The 17,206-nt window shown below is 57.1% G+C and carries 11 protein-coding genes; all 11 read right to left on the minus strand.

What is annotated here, in order from left to right; all coding sequences use genetic code 11:
- Nucleotides 1–51: 51 nt before the first annotated feature.
- Nucleotides 52–2,472, minus strand: coding sequence for a lytic transglycosylase domain-containing protein (locus KJ970_05195; GenBank protein ID MBU2690305.1), 2,421 nt, complete (start codon nt 2,470–2,472; stop codon nt 52–54).
- Nucleotides 2,469–3,989 (minus strand): glutamine-hydrolyzing GMP synthase, encoded by a 1,521-nt coding sequence (guaA, locus tag KJ970_05200; protein MBU2690306.1) that lies wholly within the window; start codon nt 3,987–3,989, stop codon nt 2,469–2,471. Before guaA ends, KJ970_05195 begins: the two co-directional genes overlap by 4 nt.
- 20 nt (nt 3,990–4,009) lie before the next feature.
- The gene (purH, locus tag KJ970_05205) at nt 4,010–5,608 is read right to left on the minus strand and encodes a bifunctional phosphoribosylaminoimidazolecarboxamide formyltransferase/IMP cyclohydrolase (GenBank protein ID MBU2690307.1); all 1,599 of its coding nucleotides are present in this window, start codon (nt 5,606–5,608) and stop codon (nt 4,010–4,012) included.
- A 38-nt stretch (nt 5,609–5,646) separates the two neighbouring features.
- Nucleotides 5,647–6,582, minus strand: coding sequence for a phosphoribosylaminoimidazolesuccinocarboxamide synthase (locus tag KJ970_05210; GenBank protein MBU2690308.1), 936 nt, complete (start codon nt 6,580–6,582; stop codon nt 5,647–5,649).
- 10 nt (nt 6,583–6,592) lie between these two features.
- Nucleotides 6,593–9,082, minus strand: a complete 2,490-nt coding sequence (locus KJ970_05215) for a DNA internalization-related competence protein ComEC/Rec2 (protein ID MBU2690309.1) — start codon at nt 9,080–9,082, stop codon at nt 6,593–6,595.
- Between the two features lie 221 nt (nt 9,083–9,303).
- On the minus strand, nt 9,304–11,082 hold the full coding sequence (locus KJ970_05220) for a T9SS type A sorting domain-containing protein (GenBank protein MBU2690310.1): 1,779 nt from the start codon (nt 11,080–11,082) through the stop codon (nt 9,304–9,306).
- A gap of 169 nt (nt 11,083–11,251) precedes the next feature.
- On the minus strand, nt 11,252–13,456 hold the full coding sequence (locus KJ970_05225; GenBank protein ID MBU2690311.1) for a hypothetical protein: 2,205 nt from the start codon (nt 13,454–13,456) through the stop codon (nt 11,252–11,254).
- Between the two features lie 21 nt (nt 13,457–13,477).
- Nucleotides 13,478–14,875 carry a tetratricopeptide repeat protein gene (locus KJ970_05230; GenBank protein ID MBU2690312.1) on the minus strand — a complete coding sequence of 466 codons (1,398 nt, stop codon included), beginning with the start codon at nt 14,873–14,875 and terminating at the stop codon, nt 13,478–13,480.
- Entirely contained in the window at nt 14,854–15,144 is a 291-nt protein-coding gene (locus KJ970_05235; GenBank protein ID MBU2690313.1) for a hypothetical protein, read from the minus strand. The genes KJ970_05230 and KJ970_05235 overlap by 22 nt, the downstream gene beginning before the upstream one ends.
- A gap of 337 nt (nt 15,145–15,481) precedes the next feature.
- Complete coding sequence (locus tag KJ970_05240; protein ID MBU2690314.1) at nt 15,482–16,468, minus strand: PorV/PorQ family protein; 987 nt, start codon at nt 16,466–16,468, stop codon at nt 15,482–15,484.
- Between the two features lie 301 nt (nt 16,469–16,769).
- Complete coding sequence (locus KJ970_05245; protein MBU2690315.1) at nt 16,770–17,183, minus strand: PilZ domain-containing protein; 414 nt, start codon at nt 17,181–17,183, stop codon at nt 16,770–16,772.
- Nucleotides 17,184–17,206 lie beyond the last annotated feature (23 nt).

A 17,206-nucleotide genomic window follows, 5' to 3' on the forward strand; every position in this document is an offset into this window, starting at 1 on the left:
TGGCCGGTCTGTCAAGCATTCTGACGCGGGTTCAACTGTACCGGGAAAAGACTAGGGTTCTGGGTGGCAAAGAGATCGGTAGAGATCGTGATCCCGAAGAACCCGTCTCACATAATCGCGCGTCTCCCCATACCCAATCCTCTCCACATAGAAGTCAAGGCCATCGACTTCAGCTTTCCAGCGCCGGGATGGTCCTAATCCGGCATTATAGGCGGCGAGAGCTTCAGGGATGGCGAGATCCGCCTCGAAGGCCTCCAAAAGGTGAGCCACTCCCAGTGGGATGTTGCATTCGGGTCTTGTGAGGGGACCGGACGGCAATCCCCATCTTCGGCCCACCTCCACGGCCACCGTGGGCATGAGTTGGAGAAGACCGACGGCTCCCGCCCGGGAAACGGCAAAACGATCCATCGCCGACTCCTGACGCATGATCGCCCACAGAAAAAATGGGGACAGAGGCCGGTCGATGAGAAGTGCCGCGTACAAGAGAGGATAAGAGAGCCGGATGCGACGCTCATCATGGCCAATTCGCTGGGCGGTGCGCAAACCTTGGAACTCTTCACCCGATATATAAAGGAGGGCCGATTGGATCTCCCCCGACAACGACTCCCAAGAGGTCCGGGCCCTTTCCCCGGCGACCCATGCAGAGCGCCTGAGTTCATTCCAGATCCCCCACCGGGCCGCCCGGCCAACCCAGAATTTCGGGTCGTCAGGGCCGGGGCCGGGCTCCAGAACGGCGTTGGCCCAGGTCGAAGGAGACCAGGCGGTCTTATCGTTGCGAACTTCGAGATCCCACTCATCCCAAAGCGTCTGTGAGGAACCCCGCTCACGGAGCGACCGGACGGCTCGGGTGGCAAGACAACCGTGGTAGCCGGAGATTTCGGGCCGGACGATTCGCTGCCAGGTCTTGACCGCCTCCTCCTTCAAACCCATCTCTTCATAGGCGCGGCCGCGCCAATACAATCCGGCGGCCAGGCGTTCCGGTTCTTCCTCGAGTTTGATGAGGGCAGGCTCTCCCGGCCGCCTCATTTCGCTCCCCCCCAGGCCGAGTCCCAAGGAATCCCACCAGGCGAGCGCCGATTCCGCCTTCCCCATCGCCAGCCATAGAACACCGACTCTGACAGCGCCCCGTCGCGCCCAACGCCCCGATCCCGAACGGCCCGCCAGTGTACGATAGATAGGAAGGGCCCCATGGGGGCCTAGGATATCTTCCGTTTCCCGGGCCAATTCCCAGAGAGCCAACCCGGCATAAACCGGATCCTGCGTTGACTCCCAGATCTCCCAGGCATCCTGGCTCATCTCATCCAAACGGCCTCTCCGCCGGTGGATTCGTGCGCGGGCCAGCAGGACTCGTTCCTTCTGAATCAGGTTCGGAGCCAGGAGGAACTCATCGGCCCAAGCAAGAGCCCGGTCCAATGAACCGGTTTGCGCCCAGTGATTGACCGCGAGGGCGGTCTCCACCCCATTCCGGCTTGAATCAGCCGGCGCATCCAAACCAAGAAATCGGTGAAGGGTCAGGGGGCGGTTCCCCTTCAAAAGAAGCTGGACCAGCGCTTCCCGATCTTCCCTTTCCGGTATCCAATCATCTTCAAGCCATCTCTCAAGGGTATCGCATAAGATGTTGATTTGATGGCTATTGCAATCCTCTTTCGCGAGAGCGACGAGGATCTCTTTTGATTTCGAATCCGTGAGGAGTTGAGGAGCCCATTTCCGGATTCTCCAACGCAGCCAGAGGGTGCGGATCGTTTCATTCCCGGTCTTATGGCGCCGGCGATCAAGGAGGGTCCAGGCGGCTTCATATTGCCCGTGATAGAAGAGCTGATAAGCGCCCCGGATGGCAAAATCGGACCAGAGGGGATGACGGGGCTTCCCATTGGCCAAGCGCAAGGCGATCGCCCCCGCTCCCGACGAATCGCGCCGGGCGTCTCCCACCTCCACAAGCAGGAGATCCAGATAGGCCCGATCCTCTGGTGGAACGACCCGTTGCTGCAGGAGTTCCAACGCCTCATCGGGACGATCCTCCTTCAGCAGCCAAGCCGCCATCGGCACCGCCAGCAATCCCCTTGGATCCCATTGCCGGGCCGTAAACAAAAGATCGGGGGCTGTAAGAAGGGAGAGAAAGGCGGCCGGAGAGGTCGCCGTCAAGATGTAGAGGATCGAGTCCCGCCCTGACAGGACCGGATGGTTCAGTAGATCGGCCTGGATCTCGTTCCAGAGACTCTCCTCGCGCAGATGCCGTCTTTGTCCCCGCTCGACCAATCCGCGGGCATCCATCACCCGGACTTTGTTAAAGGCATCCAACCAGTCCCGGGACAATTCCTCCCCCAAATCCTCCCAACTCCAATCACCGGGATCCGTCGAACCGACAGCCGCCGCAAGGCCGGGAAAGGACAGAAGAAAGAATAGAATAATGAAAACGGCCGGGATGCCGGCGCGCGGGGCGCGGAAACTTTTCTCAAAACGGAGCGGCGTCATTCCCATTCGATCGTGGCAGGCGGCTTTGAAGTCAGATCATAAACAACCCGCGTGATACTGGGGATCGAATTTACGATCCGTGTCGCTGTCCTTTCGAGAACATCGCGGGGCAAATCGACCCAATCGGCCGTCATGCCATCGAGACTGGTCACAGCGCGAAGGGCGACAACCTGCCCATAAGTTCTCTCATCCCCCATGACGCCGACCGTCCGGATGGGAAGCAGCACGGCGAGGGCCTGCCAAACATCGTCATAAACTCCCCCCCGGCGAAGTTCCTCGATAAAGATCGCGTCGGCTTCTTGCAGAGCGGTGACCGCTTCCGGTGTAACTTCGTCTAAAATTCTAACGGCCAGGCCCGGACCGGGAAAGGGATGGCGTCCCAGAATCAAGGGGTCAATCTTTAACAAATGGCCGACCTTTCTGACCTCATCCTTAAACAATTCCCGGAGAGGTTCCCCCAATTTCAGATCCATCTTTTCAGGCAATCCGCCCACATTGTGGTGCGATTTGATCGTGGCCGAAGGGCCCTTGACACTTTGCGACTCGATCACATCCGGATAAAGGGTTCCCTGGATCAAATGGGTAAGGCCTGGTATTCGCCGGGCCTCCTCCTCGAAGACGCGGATGAATGTTTCGCCGATGCAGCGGCGCTTGCTTTCCGGATCGGTGATACCCCTCAGTTTTTCAAAAAACCGGCCGGCCGCCTCGATTTTCTTGACCTTAAGGCCCATCCCCGTCAGAAAGTTAAAAACCTCCTCCGCTTCATTTTTTCGAAGGAGGCCATGATCCACAAAAACCGGGTAGAGACGATCCCCCAATGCTTGGTGTGAGAGAACCGCCGCCACGGTGGAATCAACTCCACCGCTGACACCACAGATAGCCGAACCGCTCCCGACCTGTTCGCCCAGCCGCTTGACCGAAGCTTTAACAAAATCCCCCAATGACCAATCGCCTTTCGTGCCGGCGATCCGGCGCACGAAATTTTCAAGAACACGGCTTCCCTGAGGCGTATGCGTGACCTCTGGATGGAACTGCACCCCGAACTGCCGTGTCTCCCGGTCTTCCATCGCCGCAACGGGGAGTCCTGCGGTTGACGCAATGACTCGAAATCCATCGGGCCGTTTCGTGACACTGTCACCGTGACTCATCCAGGCTTGAAATGGTTCTGTGCAGCCGCTGAATAGTGGGGATTCTCTATCGATGCGAAGGATCTGTTTCCCGTATTCCCGGATTTTGCTTCCTTCGACACGGCCCTTCCGAAGATGGGCCAGAACCTGCATCCCGTAGCAGATCCCGAGCAGAGGCAGGCCGAGGTCCATGACGGCGGGGTCGGGTTGCAAGGCGATATGGGTCACCGATCCGGGTCCTCCGGAAAAGATGACCGCCGTCGCCCCGCGCGCTGCGATCTCGGAGGCGGGCAGGTTATACGGATGAACTTCCGAATAGACACCCAGCTCACGGATCCGGCGCGCAATAAGCAAATTGTATTGCGACCCGAAGTCGAGAACGATAATCATGGCTCTTTAGGTGACCCTTCTTAGTGCGTGAAAATCCGTTGCGATGTAAAAAACATCTGGAGACCCTTCTCCCGGCACAGCGCAATACTCTCTTCATCCTTGACGCTGCCGCCCGGTTGCGCCATCGCGACAACGCCGACTTCAGCCGCCCGTTCCGGAACATCGGAGAAGGGGAAGAAGGCGTCACTGGCCAGAACGGAACCTTGAAGATCGTGACCCGCCCGCCCGGCTTTGTGAATCGCGATCTCCAGCGCATCGATCCGGCTTGTCTGGCCGGCGCCGACGCCGACGGTCATCCCATCTTTCACCAGCACAATCGCATTGGAGCGAATATGGCGGCAGACTGTCCAGGCAAATTCCAAATCAGACTGGATCCGCGGATCAACGGACAATGCATCGGTTACATTTTTCCAGGATGAGAAAGGCGGTCCTGGAGGAAGGGGATCCTGAATCAAGAAGCCGTCCAAGGCCCAGCGCGTATCTTTTAATGGGATGTCCCAAGAACCTTTAAGAAGATCCCATGTCAGGACAATCCGCCGTTTCTTCTTACTCATAATGGCAAGCGCCGCCCCGCTCCATGAGGGCGCCACGACGATCTCAAAAAAGAGGTCCTTTAAAAATGTGGCGCACCCGGCCGTCGCCTGCCGATTAAAAAAGATAACGCCCCCGAAAGCCGAAAGGGCATCTCCATCCCAGGCTCTTTTGAGAGCCTCTTCTAATGTTTCGTTTTTCGCCGTTCCAGCCGGGATTCCGTGCTTAATCACCGTGGTGACGGCCTTTGTCTCGGAGGCGAACTCCCGCATGATGAGAGCGCCCCGGACAAGATCGAGAAGATTGTTAAAGGAGAGTTCTTTCCCCTGGTGAACTTGAAGACCTTCCCACAAGGATCCCGGCGCCGTATACAGACCGCCATCCTGGCCGGGGTTCTCGCCATACCGGACGCCCCGGGTCTTCTCACCGGCCCAGACAAACCGCTCGATCCCGGTGCCCGGCTCGATGCCGCCCAATGTAGAAGCGATCAGGGCGTCATAAGCTGCGGTTTTTGCGAATGTCTTGCAGGCGAGTTCCCTGGAGAGTTCGAGAGGGACGCCGCCCCCCGACTCGAGGCATCCGGCCACCCGGTCATAATCGGATCGATCACAGATGGATACGACCGACACATGATTCTTCGCCGAGGCCCGCAGCATGGTCGGTCCGCCTATATCAATCAATTCGACTCGATCCGCCGTATCCTTTGACCTGTCTGTCGCCACCGAGTCGTAGGGATAGAGATCAACCGCCACCAAATCAATGGGTAGAATACCGTACTCCTCGGCCTCACCCCGATCCCCTGCATGACCGCGACGCTGAAGGATCCCGCCATGGACCTGCGGTGTCAGTGTCTTTACGCGGCCCCCGAAGAGTTGGGAGAAACCGGTGAGGCTGTCGAGTGACCGGACCTTAATGCCGGCATCCGTCAACTCCCGCGCCGTTCCTCCACTCGCCATGATTTCAATACCCAAGGCTTCGAGCCGCCGGGCAAAGGGCACCAGACCCTGCTTGTTATAGGCCGACAGCAACGCCCGGCGCACCGTCACGAGACCAGGGGTCTTCTGCGTTCCTTGCTTCATGCTTTCCATATTTCGTCTTCCAATGTCTCTATTATATTGAGGAGAAGCTATTGATGAGCCCTTATCGGGTCTCCCAAGCCAGGTGTGTTTCCAGCCGCCAGAAGCCGCCTCTCGACATCGCGGTAGCGCCTGAGTGTTTCATCAACGACCTCAGGTGTCAGAGCCGGGGCCGGCGGATTTCCATCCCAGGGCAGGTTCTTCAGATATTGCCTGACATATTCCTTGTCCAGACTTTTGGGGGTTTCACCGGCCTCCACCATCTCCACCGGCCAGTAGCGGGAAGAGTCAGGCGTCAGCGCCTCATCGATCAACGCCATCCGGCCATCGATCCATCCGAATTCAAACTTTGTGTCGGCCAGAACCAGCCCGCACCGATAAGCGTAGGCCGATGCCCGGCGGAAAATCTCCAAGCTCAAATCCTGAAGAGCGGCGGTTGTCTCGGCGCCCAGCACCTCCTTGAGCTGTCCGACGGAAATGTTCACATCATGCCCTGCATGGCTCTTCGTCGAGGGCGTAAAGGTCGGTTCGGGCATCGGACCATAGCAGGTCAGACCCGCGGGCAGCGGCTGACCGCCGATGGTGCGGCTCTTTTCATACTCACGCCAGCCCGATCCGGCAAGATATCCCCTGACGATACACTCCACGGGAAGAGGGTCTGCCTTGCGAACCGCCATCCAGCGGCCGTCCAAAACCTCCGCATACTGGTGCAGCGAGGATGGGAGATCCGCCAGGTCGGTCGAAATGAAGTGAGTCGGAAGAATTTGCTGGAAGCCCCGGAACCAAAAGGCGGAGATCGATGTGAGGATCTTTCCCTTCTCCGGGACCGGTGTCGGAAGAATCGAATCGAAGGCGGAGATCCGATCGGTTGCTACCATGATCAGATGTGAATCGACATCGATAATCTCACGGACTTTACCGCGAAAAGAAGATTCCAAGCCGACATCTTTGAGTGTTCTTAATGATTTGATCTTCTGTTTTGGCATGACTCCCGCCTTATAGCATGCGGGTATGGGATCCGCAATTGAAAGCCCTGTATTGAACGCTGCTTTTTTGTTGAAGCGGGCCGAGATCGATATGCCCCCTGCCAAAGAACGGCCTTAAAAACCAGCGGCCGCGTCCTGCCGAAAGACAAATGGGACCATCAACCTCGGTATCAATGGCGATGATGCCATATTCCCGGATTCGATTCAGTACTTTCGAGCCCCCGAGCCCCTCCAGCGTTCTTTTTCCCAAGGCGATGGCCGCTTCCGGATGAACCGCTTCTAAAAAACCGGGCGTGGTCGACGTCTCGCGCCCGTGATGAGCGAGTTTCAGGAGCCGGCTTCGAAGATCCACCCGATGATTCAGGAGAATCTCTTCCCCCGCGGCCTCCAAATCACCGGTTAATAGCAGCGAGATCCCCCATCCCTCGACTCGGATAACAAGCGATTGATTGTTGAGATCCAAATTCTCGTCGCAAGAAGGGTGCAGGACCGAAACCTCCACCCCTGGGGCGGGACAGGCCGTCCATCCGGCGCTGACTTCAAAAATACCCTCCTCCACCGGCAACCGGCGGTGGGGTTCCGACCCGCCCGGCCCCGTGATGATCCGGCCGATCGGCATCGATCGGGATAAATCCTCGAGCGCTCCGCAGTGATCCCATTGATTATGTGAGATGAAAACCGCTTCGAGGCGCCGGATTCCCATAGCGCGGAGGGCGGGCAGGATCGGCGGATCGGACGACTCGCGGCCGCCGGGACCGGTGTCGATCAACCAGGTTTCACCAGAAGGCCAATGAAGAAGAATCGCCTCTCCCCGTCCCAGAGAGAGAAAGGTCGCCTTCCAAGGCGATCCCTCGCATGAGGTGATGGTCATTCCGATAATTGGGATCAGCGAACCGATCAAACACCGGCGCCCCCAGCGACCCCATGATGACTTCATCAGCGAGAGCGACAATACGGTGGTAAGACCGATCGCGATGAGGGTGGGACACTCTCCCGCTAAGACAAGCGAGGGGAATTGATCAGCGGTGAATTCATGGATTCGGAGAAAGGTGCTGAGGATAAGATCGAGCGCGGACCAGGCGGCCTCTCCCGGAAACCCCGGAAGGGATCCCAAGAGGAGAGAACCCAAAGACGAGCCAAGCGCAAAACCAGCCGCTGGGATCATCACAATGTTGTGAAGAATCGAAAGCGGAAGCCACCGACCGAAGTAAGCGAGAAGAAGCGGTCCCGTCACAATCAGGACGACGGCCGAGGCGCGGATCGTCCCCAGAATTTCAAAACCGACTCTCTTGATAAGGAAGAGCGCCGGCTTGATAAGATCTTGATAAACTGGAGTCCTCGCTCCCCCTGGGCCGGCCGAACCTGCTGACAGAGCGCCCAGCCAACCGCGGCGGGAGGCTAGGACCAGGCCCAAGGCGGCGCCATACGATAATGTAAAACTGGGACTCAAGACCGCCGACGGCCGGATGAGTGACTCCGCCAGGATTCCCAGACACCATCCCCCCAGGGCCCCCTCTCTGGAACCCCTCAAGGAGCCGATGTGATGGGAAACAATCATGAGGGAGGCTCTCCAGACGGGCGCGGCGCTACCGGTCAGACCGGCAAACGATCCCAGCAGTAGGGTCCACAGCAGGACACGAAGTTTTCTTCGCCGCCCGACACAGCCCAGCAGGGGGCTCATGGCCATGGCGATAAAGCCGACATGGAGCCCACTGATGGCGATGAGATGGGCCGTCCCCGTCTCCCTGAAATCCCTGATCCGCTGCGGTTCAAGAAACTCGCGACGGCCAAAAAGAAAAGCGGCGAGAAAATGCCAGGACGCCGGCGAAAGACGGCGTCTCATGAGATTTTCAAAAGTATCTCCGATCTTTACCTGCTGTCTTCGTATCCAGCCGATCGGGTTCCTGAGAAGGGACGATTGCGATTTCAATTGATAAAGGCATAGAGGCGTTACGGCGCCGCACGGTCCGGTCTGCCGCCCCCGCCTTCGCGGATCGACCCGACCCGGAACCCCGGGCGGCGTCAAGGCCCGCAGACGGCAGGCGCCGGCCCAGCGGTCCCCCGGCAAAGGATGCCAATTCGATTCCCACTGCATCAACACCTGCGGCCGGCCGGGAAGATTCAAGCGGGCTACCGCTTCACGTCCCCATCGCCTAACGAGTGTTCGTCCGAGGATCTCACCCTCAACCCAAACCCAGGGAGAGACTTCCTTTGTATAATGTTGGAACTGATCTTCCCAAGCCCTCTGCTTGGATTCGGCCCGGAGATAACCGAAGCCGGAGAGGGAAAGCAGCAGGAGTGAAAAAGCGAGGATCGCGCGTGTGCGGTTGCGCATGAAGAAGCCGAAGAATCCAAGGATGAGGAAGGCGCCGGCAAGAAGCAACCGCCCTTCAGGACCAGTGAAAAGACCGACCGCCGCGTGCCCCCGGAACGCCTCTGCGACCGGCGGCGACCAGGCGCCTTCCGCCGCCATAACACCGAAGAGGACGGCAGCAGCCATCGCGGGCCAAATCCATACACCCCGTTGGGTCCTTGACATTTTCACAATGAAAGGAAACGTGCAAGCCGCGTTCCAGAAGACCCCAAAAAAGAGACGGCCCCCGACATGCGCCCGCTGGGTTGTGAACCAAGGAAGGGTCCCGGCCGACTCTAAAAAGAATCCGCTGAGGACTCTGGGAGCCTTCAGCGGATCTTTTATCAAAATGCTGTCTAAAGACGAATCTAACGAAGCATAAGCATCTTCTTTGACAATTCCTCACGGTCTGTTTGAACCTGGTAGAAGTAGATTCCCGGCCGAACCGCTTCACCGGAGGCGTTGTTGCCGGTCCATAGAATCTCATGCCGGCCCGCTTCCTCGTGACGGTTAACCAGTGTCTGGATCAGGCGCCCCGAGGCGTCGACAATGCGAACCCGCACATCGGAGGGCTGGCTCAGCGTATAGTGAATCGTTGTCGCCGGGTAGAACGGGTTAGGGGCGTTCTTGGCCGTCATCACGACGCGGGTTTCACTTTCCCCGACAGCGGTCGATTGATTGTCTGTCTCGACCGATATGGCATAATCCTGGTCGTCATATGAGAGATTCTGGATGGAGACGATCGAGTAGGCATAGACCATCTGATCCCAATTCGGAACCTCGACAACACAATCCCCAAACTCATCCACTATCCCGGGGTAGACATGGGATTCGGTGCCGGTGGCCTCCTTTGCGATCACGGCAAACCCGGCCACTGTTTCCGGGCCGTCCAGCGTCACGCGAAGAAGATTATGGCTTGAACCGGTGTCCCGGATCCAACGCATATAACTCGTCCCCAGCCGATCCGGCATTTGAACCGACTGCGGATGAATACCAACCTGCGGATATGAAGAATAGGACCGGGTATAGGCGACCTGCGTATAATTGGCCCCTTCGGTGTAGTGGTCTCCGTCATCCCGCACCGAGGTGAAATAGTTCCACTCACCGAACTTGACAAAAGTATCGTCGAGAGAAGAACCCCTCTCGGCAAACTCGTTCTCCATTTCGCCGAGCTCATCGCTGCTATCCCACTTCAAACGCTGCCAGATCTCCTCGACGACATCCATATCGTTATAGTATAAGCTCATGAATTCCGGCCAAACGAAGAGACCGTACTCGTGACAGCCATTGAAGTCCATGAGTCTAAGATGAGGAGAAGCGAAAAAACACCCGAGGTAGCTATAGTTGTCGTTGATATCGTCGTAGACATTATCTTCCTGCCATGTGGACGTATTCTCCATCCACCAGGAGCCGCCGGCCGCAGTGTATCCGAACTGAACGGCATGATGATACTCATGGGCGATCGTCACCTTGGCCGGGTCCAGACGATCGGTATAGCCGAAGCCGGTATAATCATGGTCGATAACAAAGAAGGCCGTTCGGTCCCAGGGCGCTCCGCCTGAAGGCGATCCCTCGGGCTCACAATAGCCATAGATGCCGGTGCCGACATCCATGACATAACAATCGATGAGACCCATGCCGCCGCCGGCCGATGCATCGCTCGGCGGAGTATCCCAATGCTGAACGCCGCCATGATAATGGGCGTAGGAGTTTTCGCAGGCTTGAGTGACGCCATCTAAATAAGTTGTATTAGGCCAGAGGTAAATCATATGGGTGCCCGTGATGGCATAGTGGATACGGAAATGAGCCGTGTCGACATATTCGGGGCAGACGGTGGGCCGGGATCGGGCATTCATGATCGCATCCCGGAGATCCTGCGGAAAATTCGGCATTTGCCGATCAATTTCCATCAGGATCGGCGTGGCGCACCGCATCTCTCCGCCCTCAATATTCCTGAACTCGGCGGGGATCTTCTCGGCTGCACCGGTGATGTAAAGAACCTTATACAAGGCCGCCTGTCCGGCGGATAGATCACCCGCTGATTGTGCCGCATCAATGGCGGCCATCACCGGATGACTCTCAGCGGCCACACTCCCCACGGCCGCTGATAGGATCAAAAGAACGGCAAAAGCGACGAAGCAACGCATATTTCCTCCTCAGTGACGCACTCCCCCATGCGAAGGCACGCAGCGACCTCCGCCGTCAGGATGTCCAATGTTACAGATTAAGTATACGGTGAGGAACGGCGAGTGTCAATCATCGGCAAGACAAGAAATTAGAACGCCCACGTCCGAAAGATTTAGGAATCCCGTGTGTTTATTGGGGTTGCAGATCTGAGAGATCGTTTACCGGCGTCAGAGTGAAAATTTCAGATACGGCGGGGGTTCCACCCAGGGTCCGGCAGGCGAAGTAATACCTCACCAATTGCCCGACTTGAAACTCACCGGGTTCGAGGGCGGCGACATAGAGGCCACGGCTTGCATCTATTGGCGCCAAGGCCACCGCAGAGGGTTCCGCCCCTTCCGGAATGAGATAGAGTCTCATATCGCGGACCGATTCACCCTCCGGCGCTTCAATCGTCACACTGAGGAGGATGGGGCCCTGCAGAAGGATGCGCCCGGGGGCCTTGTGCCGAAAGCCGGGGAGTCTCTGCAGCCCCAAACGGGGAACAAAATAACGGCTTTGTCCCGCTGCGACGGAAAAAACCTCAATCGCTTCCTGCCCTTCACGAGAAGCGATTCGGACACTATGCCATCCCGGGTCGACTTCTCCTTCCCAGGGAGTCTTTGCCAAATAGCGACTGTCATAGAAAATTGAATCCCCCTCTTCAGGGACGAACCCCGTCCCGATTTCCCGATGGAAGGATTCCAGTCGAAGAAAGGCTTTTTCGCTCGATTGAGGCGCTTCCATATGGACGCTCGCCGTTTCACCCTCGCGGACCAGGACCCGGTGCGACCAGAGAACAACATCCTCATCCTCATAAAAAATCCGTCTCCAGCCGGCTTCCAGCTGAAGGTCGCACGGAGCCTTCCGACGATCCTCATTCCCCTCGGTCCAGACCTTCGCCTTGACCGCCCCTTCGCGCGGCACAAATTGAACAATGCCGTATCCCGCTGGGGGACCCGGAGGCGCCTGCGGCTTTGCCGGCTCGATAATCGGAGGCGATACCATGGGAGTCGAACCCAAGGGAGGCGATGAATTGAGAGCTTGTTTAATGGGAGCAGGTACTTGGGGATCTGACACTGCTTGTGACTTGGCGGGTTTATCTATCTTGTCGACGGCTGGGTGAAGCGGCTCTGGCACGAGATCCGCCAAGAGATCCTGCTGAGAGCTGTCCTCCGATTTCATTCTCAGATCAGCTTCTGGTTCCGCCGTCGGAAGGGGCGGATTCGAGATCTCCCCGGCCGGCTGCTGGTTCTTCTCATCGGTTTTTAGGAGGATCTCAATCCTGTCCCGAACCTCCTTCCAGCCTGGTTTGTACAAGGTGACAATGCCGATTAAAGAAACCAGAAGAAGGATAACGGCCCAGATGGCGATGGGAACCCGCCACGATCGCCCGCGTGTGTAACTTGGCTGCCATGCTTCACGCTTCGGTTTATTGGTGGCCGGCTCGGGGGGTGGTGTTTTATCAGCCGCCGCCTCTGCGGCGGTCTTGGTTTCGATCGCCTCCCGCTCCTCTTCCGCCAGAAACTTTTTCGGCGGCCAAAAGGCCTCCTGTTGGCCGATCGCCATGCTCATCGATTCAACTTCCGCCTTGAGTTCACCGAAGACCTCTTCTCCGGCCTCATGACGCGCCGGTGATACCGCCTCGGTATTCACCGGAACAAGCCGAAAGGCGACAGCGGCGCCCGAAGAACCGTTTAATCCCATGAGATTAACCAATCCATCGCAGCCGCGTTTTAGATCCCGAGTTTTGTGAAAGGCATTGGTCACAGCCCTCAGATCCGGAGCCGGAGAGCATCCGGCGAGCAGCACCACTTGATCAAACGGTTCAAGATCCAGGGTCAGCACTTTAAGGCGCATCGATCCATGGCGGCCCAATGCGGGAGGGAGCCCCTTCTCCGCTTCCTCCGAGGAATCTTTCTCCCCTTCCTCTTGAGCTAATTCTAAAAGATGGGCTTGTGAATTCCTAATGACATAGGCCCAAGCATTGCCGCAATTGAGGATATGAAGCTGCCGCCCATCAATCGCGGCGCCCAGGACTTGAATCGATTGGTGTCCTGCTGTCTGAGAGCCGTTTGGCAAGGAACGGTTTGATTTGTATAACCTTCTGTGAGTTGATTCAAACGCAGAAAGAAGAGCTCTGGCGGAAGCCGGAAGGGTCGGCGCGTCTTCGGGTGTGGCCGGTTCCATGGCCAGGAGATCGGGAAGCAGATAGCGTTCAAAAGCCTCCATGGGCTCACTGCCGCTTACGACTCCCAAGACGCGATCGGGATCAGCCCATGAAGCCCCTGATCCACCATCGATCTCGCTCGTGGCCATCTCTATGCGCAGAGGTGCCTCTTTCTTTTCGGCGCTCATCTGATCACCGTCCTTTTGGGGTTAGGATTCCATTTCAAACGGGTTTTCGAAGACTTCCCCATGATCCGTAGAATCATTTTGGGGCTCCCATTCGCCACTGACCTCGAGGAATCTCTGCCAGGCCCATTGAGCTTTTCGTCGAAGCCCGCGTCCGCGGTAAAGCCGGCCAAGAAGGTAATAGGATCGTGGATAGTTCGGCCATTGGCGACAGGCTCTTTCCAAGAGATCCGAGGCCGCATCGAGTTCCTTGCGCTCGATATGGGCCTGCGCCGCATAGGCCAGAATATCGGGTGAATCGACCCCCCGCGACATCAAGGCTTCGTAATGTCTCAACGCCTCATCATGGCGATTGAGTTTCATTAAAGCCATGGCGAGTGTCGCCCGGGCCGGCACATAATCACTGTGAATCTCCAGGGCTTTCTCAAGATGCCGAATGGCCTCCTCACTCCGATCTTGATGCAGATAAAGCAGGCCCAGATTGTAGCGGACATCCGGAAAATCGGGTCTTAGTTTGGCGGCGACTTCGAATTGCACAATAGCCTCATCCACAAAACCCTGAGAAGCATATTCGAATCCGAGAGCGATCCTTCCTTTCACATTTGTTGGTTCGCTTTCGATCGCCTTGCTGAGATGGGATAAGGTTTCATCCTCTCTATTCGCCGCTTGGGCGAGATCGGCCAGTCGAAGATGGAAATGGGATTCGAGCGGCCACACTAAAAAACTGCGGTAGAATTCCGCTTTCGCTTCTTCAACCAAACCATTTCTAGCACAAATAAGACCCAGCTCATCATAGAGGTCGGAAAGGGTGGGAAACCACGAAACCTGGTCCACAAGGTTTCGCAACACCTCCCCCTCATTCTCTTGCCCGCTTCCTTGAAATCCCCAGTAGGAGAGCACCTCCTGAGTCGCAACGCTCGCACGCCTGGCTTTTTCAAATTTCTCTGAAGCTTCCTTAGCGCGGCCCGCCGAGATCAAGACAAAGGCTCCATAGATCCACCCCATCAGGCGGTAGCGATCCATCGAAAGAAGAGGATCCAGCAAGGAGAGGGCCCGGTCGGTCTCTTTTGATTTGAGACAAGACCAGACCTCTTCCATTTGATTGTAGACCCATGACTCCGAACCTTCCGGAGCAGAAATGGGTATCTGGATCTCATCGATTTTGCCGGCAAGTTGCTGCGCGAGCCGGAGATTTGTCTGCGCGCCCATATACAGAGGATTGAGCTGGACAGCCTGTTGGAAAGATTGAATCGCCTTGTCGAGCTGATTCTCAACAAGATTTAACAATCCCAACCGGTTGTGGCAATCGGGGAAATCCGCATGATCGCAGACCTCTTGTTCGAGCGCCCTGCGAGCTTCCTGCCTCACATCGATAAGGAGCAGGGTGCCCTGAGATTCGCCTACGCTGTCGCTGGTTTCCATTCCGTACCCACCTTTTCATATCCCTGGAATTCCATGGCCACACTGTGAACACCCTCTATCCTTCGGAGATCCTCTTCCAAACGCTCGAGAAAGGACCCCAAATGCTTCTGCTTGCTGACCGGAGCCGGCGAGCCGGGCAGGCGATGGACGACTCCCCTGAGATACACCACGCCGTCAACGGAGCCGAATTCCAAAGGACCCGGGTCAATGGAGCGTCTTGAAAGAACCCGGCGGACTCGTGCCGTAATCTGGTAATCCCTGTCTTCCATCTGAACCTCCCAGCGCCAAAGAGATTGAACCTTTTATTGGAGCGTCGGCCTCTCCCGGCCACGCCACGGAAAGATGTTCCTCCACCTCTTCGTGGTGACTTATCGCAACCCTCGTGCCAAGAGAGACCATGGGATCGCATGGAAGTTATATTTCGTAAAATGTTGCTAAACAATATTTTATGCAACCAATGGGCAGCGAGATTCGAAGGGTCGAGTCGATGGGGATTGGAAAGGGTGTTCGGACTATAAAGATTCTGGCCGGCCGGCCGCTGGTCTGACCAGGATTTTGCCAATCGAGAGGGAAGACGACGCCGAAAGATGCTGCCAGAAGATGCCGTTAGAAACTGACGGAGCCGGAGATTCTATGGGTATCGTCCAAGTCCTTGTTGGGGATAAAGGCATAGTCGGCGCCAAAGCCCCTGTACCGGATCCCACCACCAGCCGTGAAGGTGCCGGCATTGAGCCCCGTCCGCACGGCGATGGTCTTGCGGTACCAATACTCGACCCCCCCCAGCAGATCGAAGCCCATCGACTGGGCTGAAAACTGGCTCTCCTCCCGCCGATTTTCAAAAGTCGTTGCGAGATCGAGCGCCCCGGTGATCACGCCGTTCAGCATGCCGATCTCCCTCGAATAGGCCATGCCCAGTGTCACTGAGGGCGAAACAACCTCTTTGCGGCCTGTATCCCATGAAATCTGCGTTGTGGTGATGTCGGCCAGGCGGGCCCCCAGTCTCAAGGACGGTGTGGCGATGTAGAGGAGCCCAAGATCGCACCCGATTCCGAAGCTTTTGGTTCCGACAAGATCCTGGCGGATTAGTTTAACATTCCCACCGATGAGAAGCGACGGCCGGAAGGTCGTCGCATAGGTCATGAAGAGAGCATACTCGGTGTCGCTGTCCCGGTAGAAAAGATCCGGGCGGATCTCCTCGCCCTCATCATAGCGGCCGTTCCCATTGGCATCATCATAGGCGTCGCGGGTTATCTGAATATCATCAACAGCAAAACGGGCGACCGAGACACCCAAAGCGCTTCGCTTGACCCCTTGCTCCATGGGTTGCGCAAAACCGCCGTAATCGTAGTTGGCGAGCGCTCCGAGAAACTCGGCATGCATGAGGAGGAGTTCGGAGTTATCGAGGAAAACCAGCCCGGCGGGATTCCAATAGGCGGCCGAAGCGTCATCAGCCAGAGCTGTGAATCCCCCCCCCATTCCCAGAGCCCTGGCTCCAGCGCCGATCTTGAGGAATTCGGCGGCATATTTGTCCGCCGAGACGGGGCCAGCCAGGAATGTGAAGAGAACGAGAAGGATCAGGAGGCTCTTCATCATGATAGGTACCACCCTTTAGTATCCCAAAGGCCGTAAAGGACTTTCTATCAGCCTAGTCGGGGTTCTCATCGGGGGTCAACACCCCAATTGATCCGGCTATGATCTTTCTAACACCACGAGCCTTTTCCCGTTCCCATCTTCGCCACCCCGGACCTTTTCGATCCATGGGGCGGCATGATGGACGCTTGAGGGATAAAAAAACGGGGCCGTTCACGGCCCCGCAGAGGTGTTTGGATGATGGAGTCGATGGATCTGCAAAATGGCCCCGGCGGCGGACGTCTAAGTCTCACACCGCTGGTTCTCACACCGCCTGGCGGTTTTCGTTGGAATCCTTCCCCATCAGATAGACGGTCTCATACCACTCAAGATAATCGGAAAGGAGCTGGCGATTCTGCGGTGTGATCCATGTAAAGGCCGCGGCGATCTCATAACCAGCATCCGGCTCCTGGCTCCAAATATCACAACGGACAATCACAGCGGTGCAGTCAATCTCGTGGGCCTCTTCCCGTCCGGCAAAGGCCGGGAAAATCAATCCCAAACGCAGGAGTGTCAATGCTTCGATGGGTCGATCCATGCGGCAAGAGAATCCCCCAGCGCTCATATTGAGTGTCTCCAGGCGGGTTCGATGTTTCTCCTCCCCCACCTCCATTTCCAGAACCATCCGCACAGGTACTCGCTTGTAACGCCGCCGATCCTTACCCTGTGAATAAGCCATGGGTCCTCCCAGCCGTTGGATTC

It is taken from the genome of Candidatus Eisenbacteria bacterium (assembly GCA_018831195.1).
GTDB lineage: Bacteria > Eisenbacteria > RBG-16-71-46 > CAIMUX01 > JAHJDP01 > JAHJDP01.

Excerpts from the sequence above, each read along its gene's own strand:
- purH (MBU2690307.1), bottom strand. The coding sequence starts at position 5,608 with ATGGAAAGCATGAAGCAAGGAACGCAGAAGACCCCTGGTCTCGTGACG.
- KJ970_05195 (MBU2690305.1), bottom strand. The coding sequence starts at position 2,472 with ATGACGCCGCTCCGTTTTGAGAAAAGTTTCCGCGCCCCGCGCGCCGGC.
- KJ970_05215 (MBU2690309.1), bottom strand. The coding sequence starts at position 9,082 with ATGGCTGCTGCCGTCCTCTTCGGTGTTATGGCGGCGGAAGGCGCCTGG.
- KJ970_05220 (MBU2690310.1), bottom strand. The coding sequence starts at position 11,082 with ATGCGTTGCTTCGTCGCTTTTGCCGTTCTTTTGATCCTATCAGCGGCC.
- guaA (MBU2690306.1), bottom strand. The coding sequence starts at position 3,989 with ATGATTATCGTTCTCGACTTCGGGTCGCAATACAATTTGCTTATTGCG.
- KJ970_05235 (MBU2690313.1), bottom strand. The coding sequence starts at position 15,144 with ATGGAAGACAGGGATTACCAGATTACGGCACGAGTCCGCCGGGTTCTT.
- KJ970_05230 (MBU2690312.1), bottom strand. The coding sequence starts at position 14,875 with ATGGAAACCAGCGACAGCGTAGGCGAATCTCAGGGCACCCTGCTCCTT.
- KJ970_05245 (MBU2690315.1), bottom strand. The coding sequence starts at position 17,183 with ATGGCTTATTCACAGGGTAAGGATCGGCGGCGTTACAAGCGAGTACCT.
- KJ970_05240 (MBU2690314.1), bottom strand. The coding sequence starts at position 16,468 with ATGATGAAGAGCCTCCTGATCCTTCTCGTTCTCTTCACATTCCTGGCT.
- KJ970_05210 (MBU2690308.1), bottom strand. The coding sequence starts at position 6,582 with ATGCCAAAACAGAAGATCAAATCATTAAGAACACTCAAAGATGTCGGC.
- KJ970_05225 (MBU2690311.1), bottom strand. The coding sequence starts at position 13,456 with ATGAGCGCCGAAAAGAAAGAGGCACCTCTGCGCATAGAGATGGCCACG.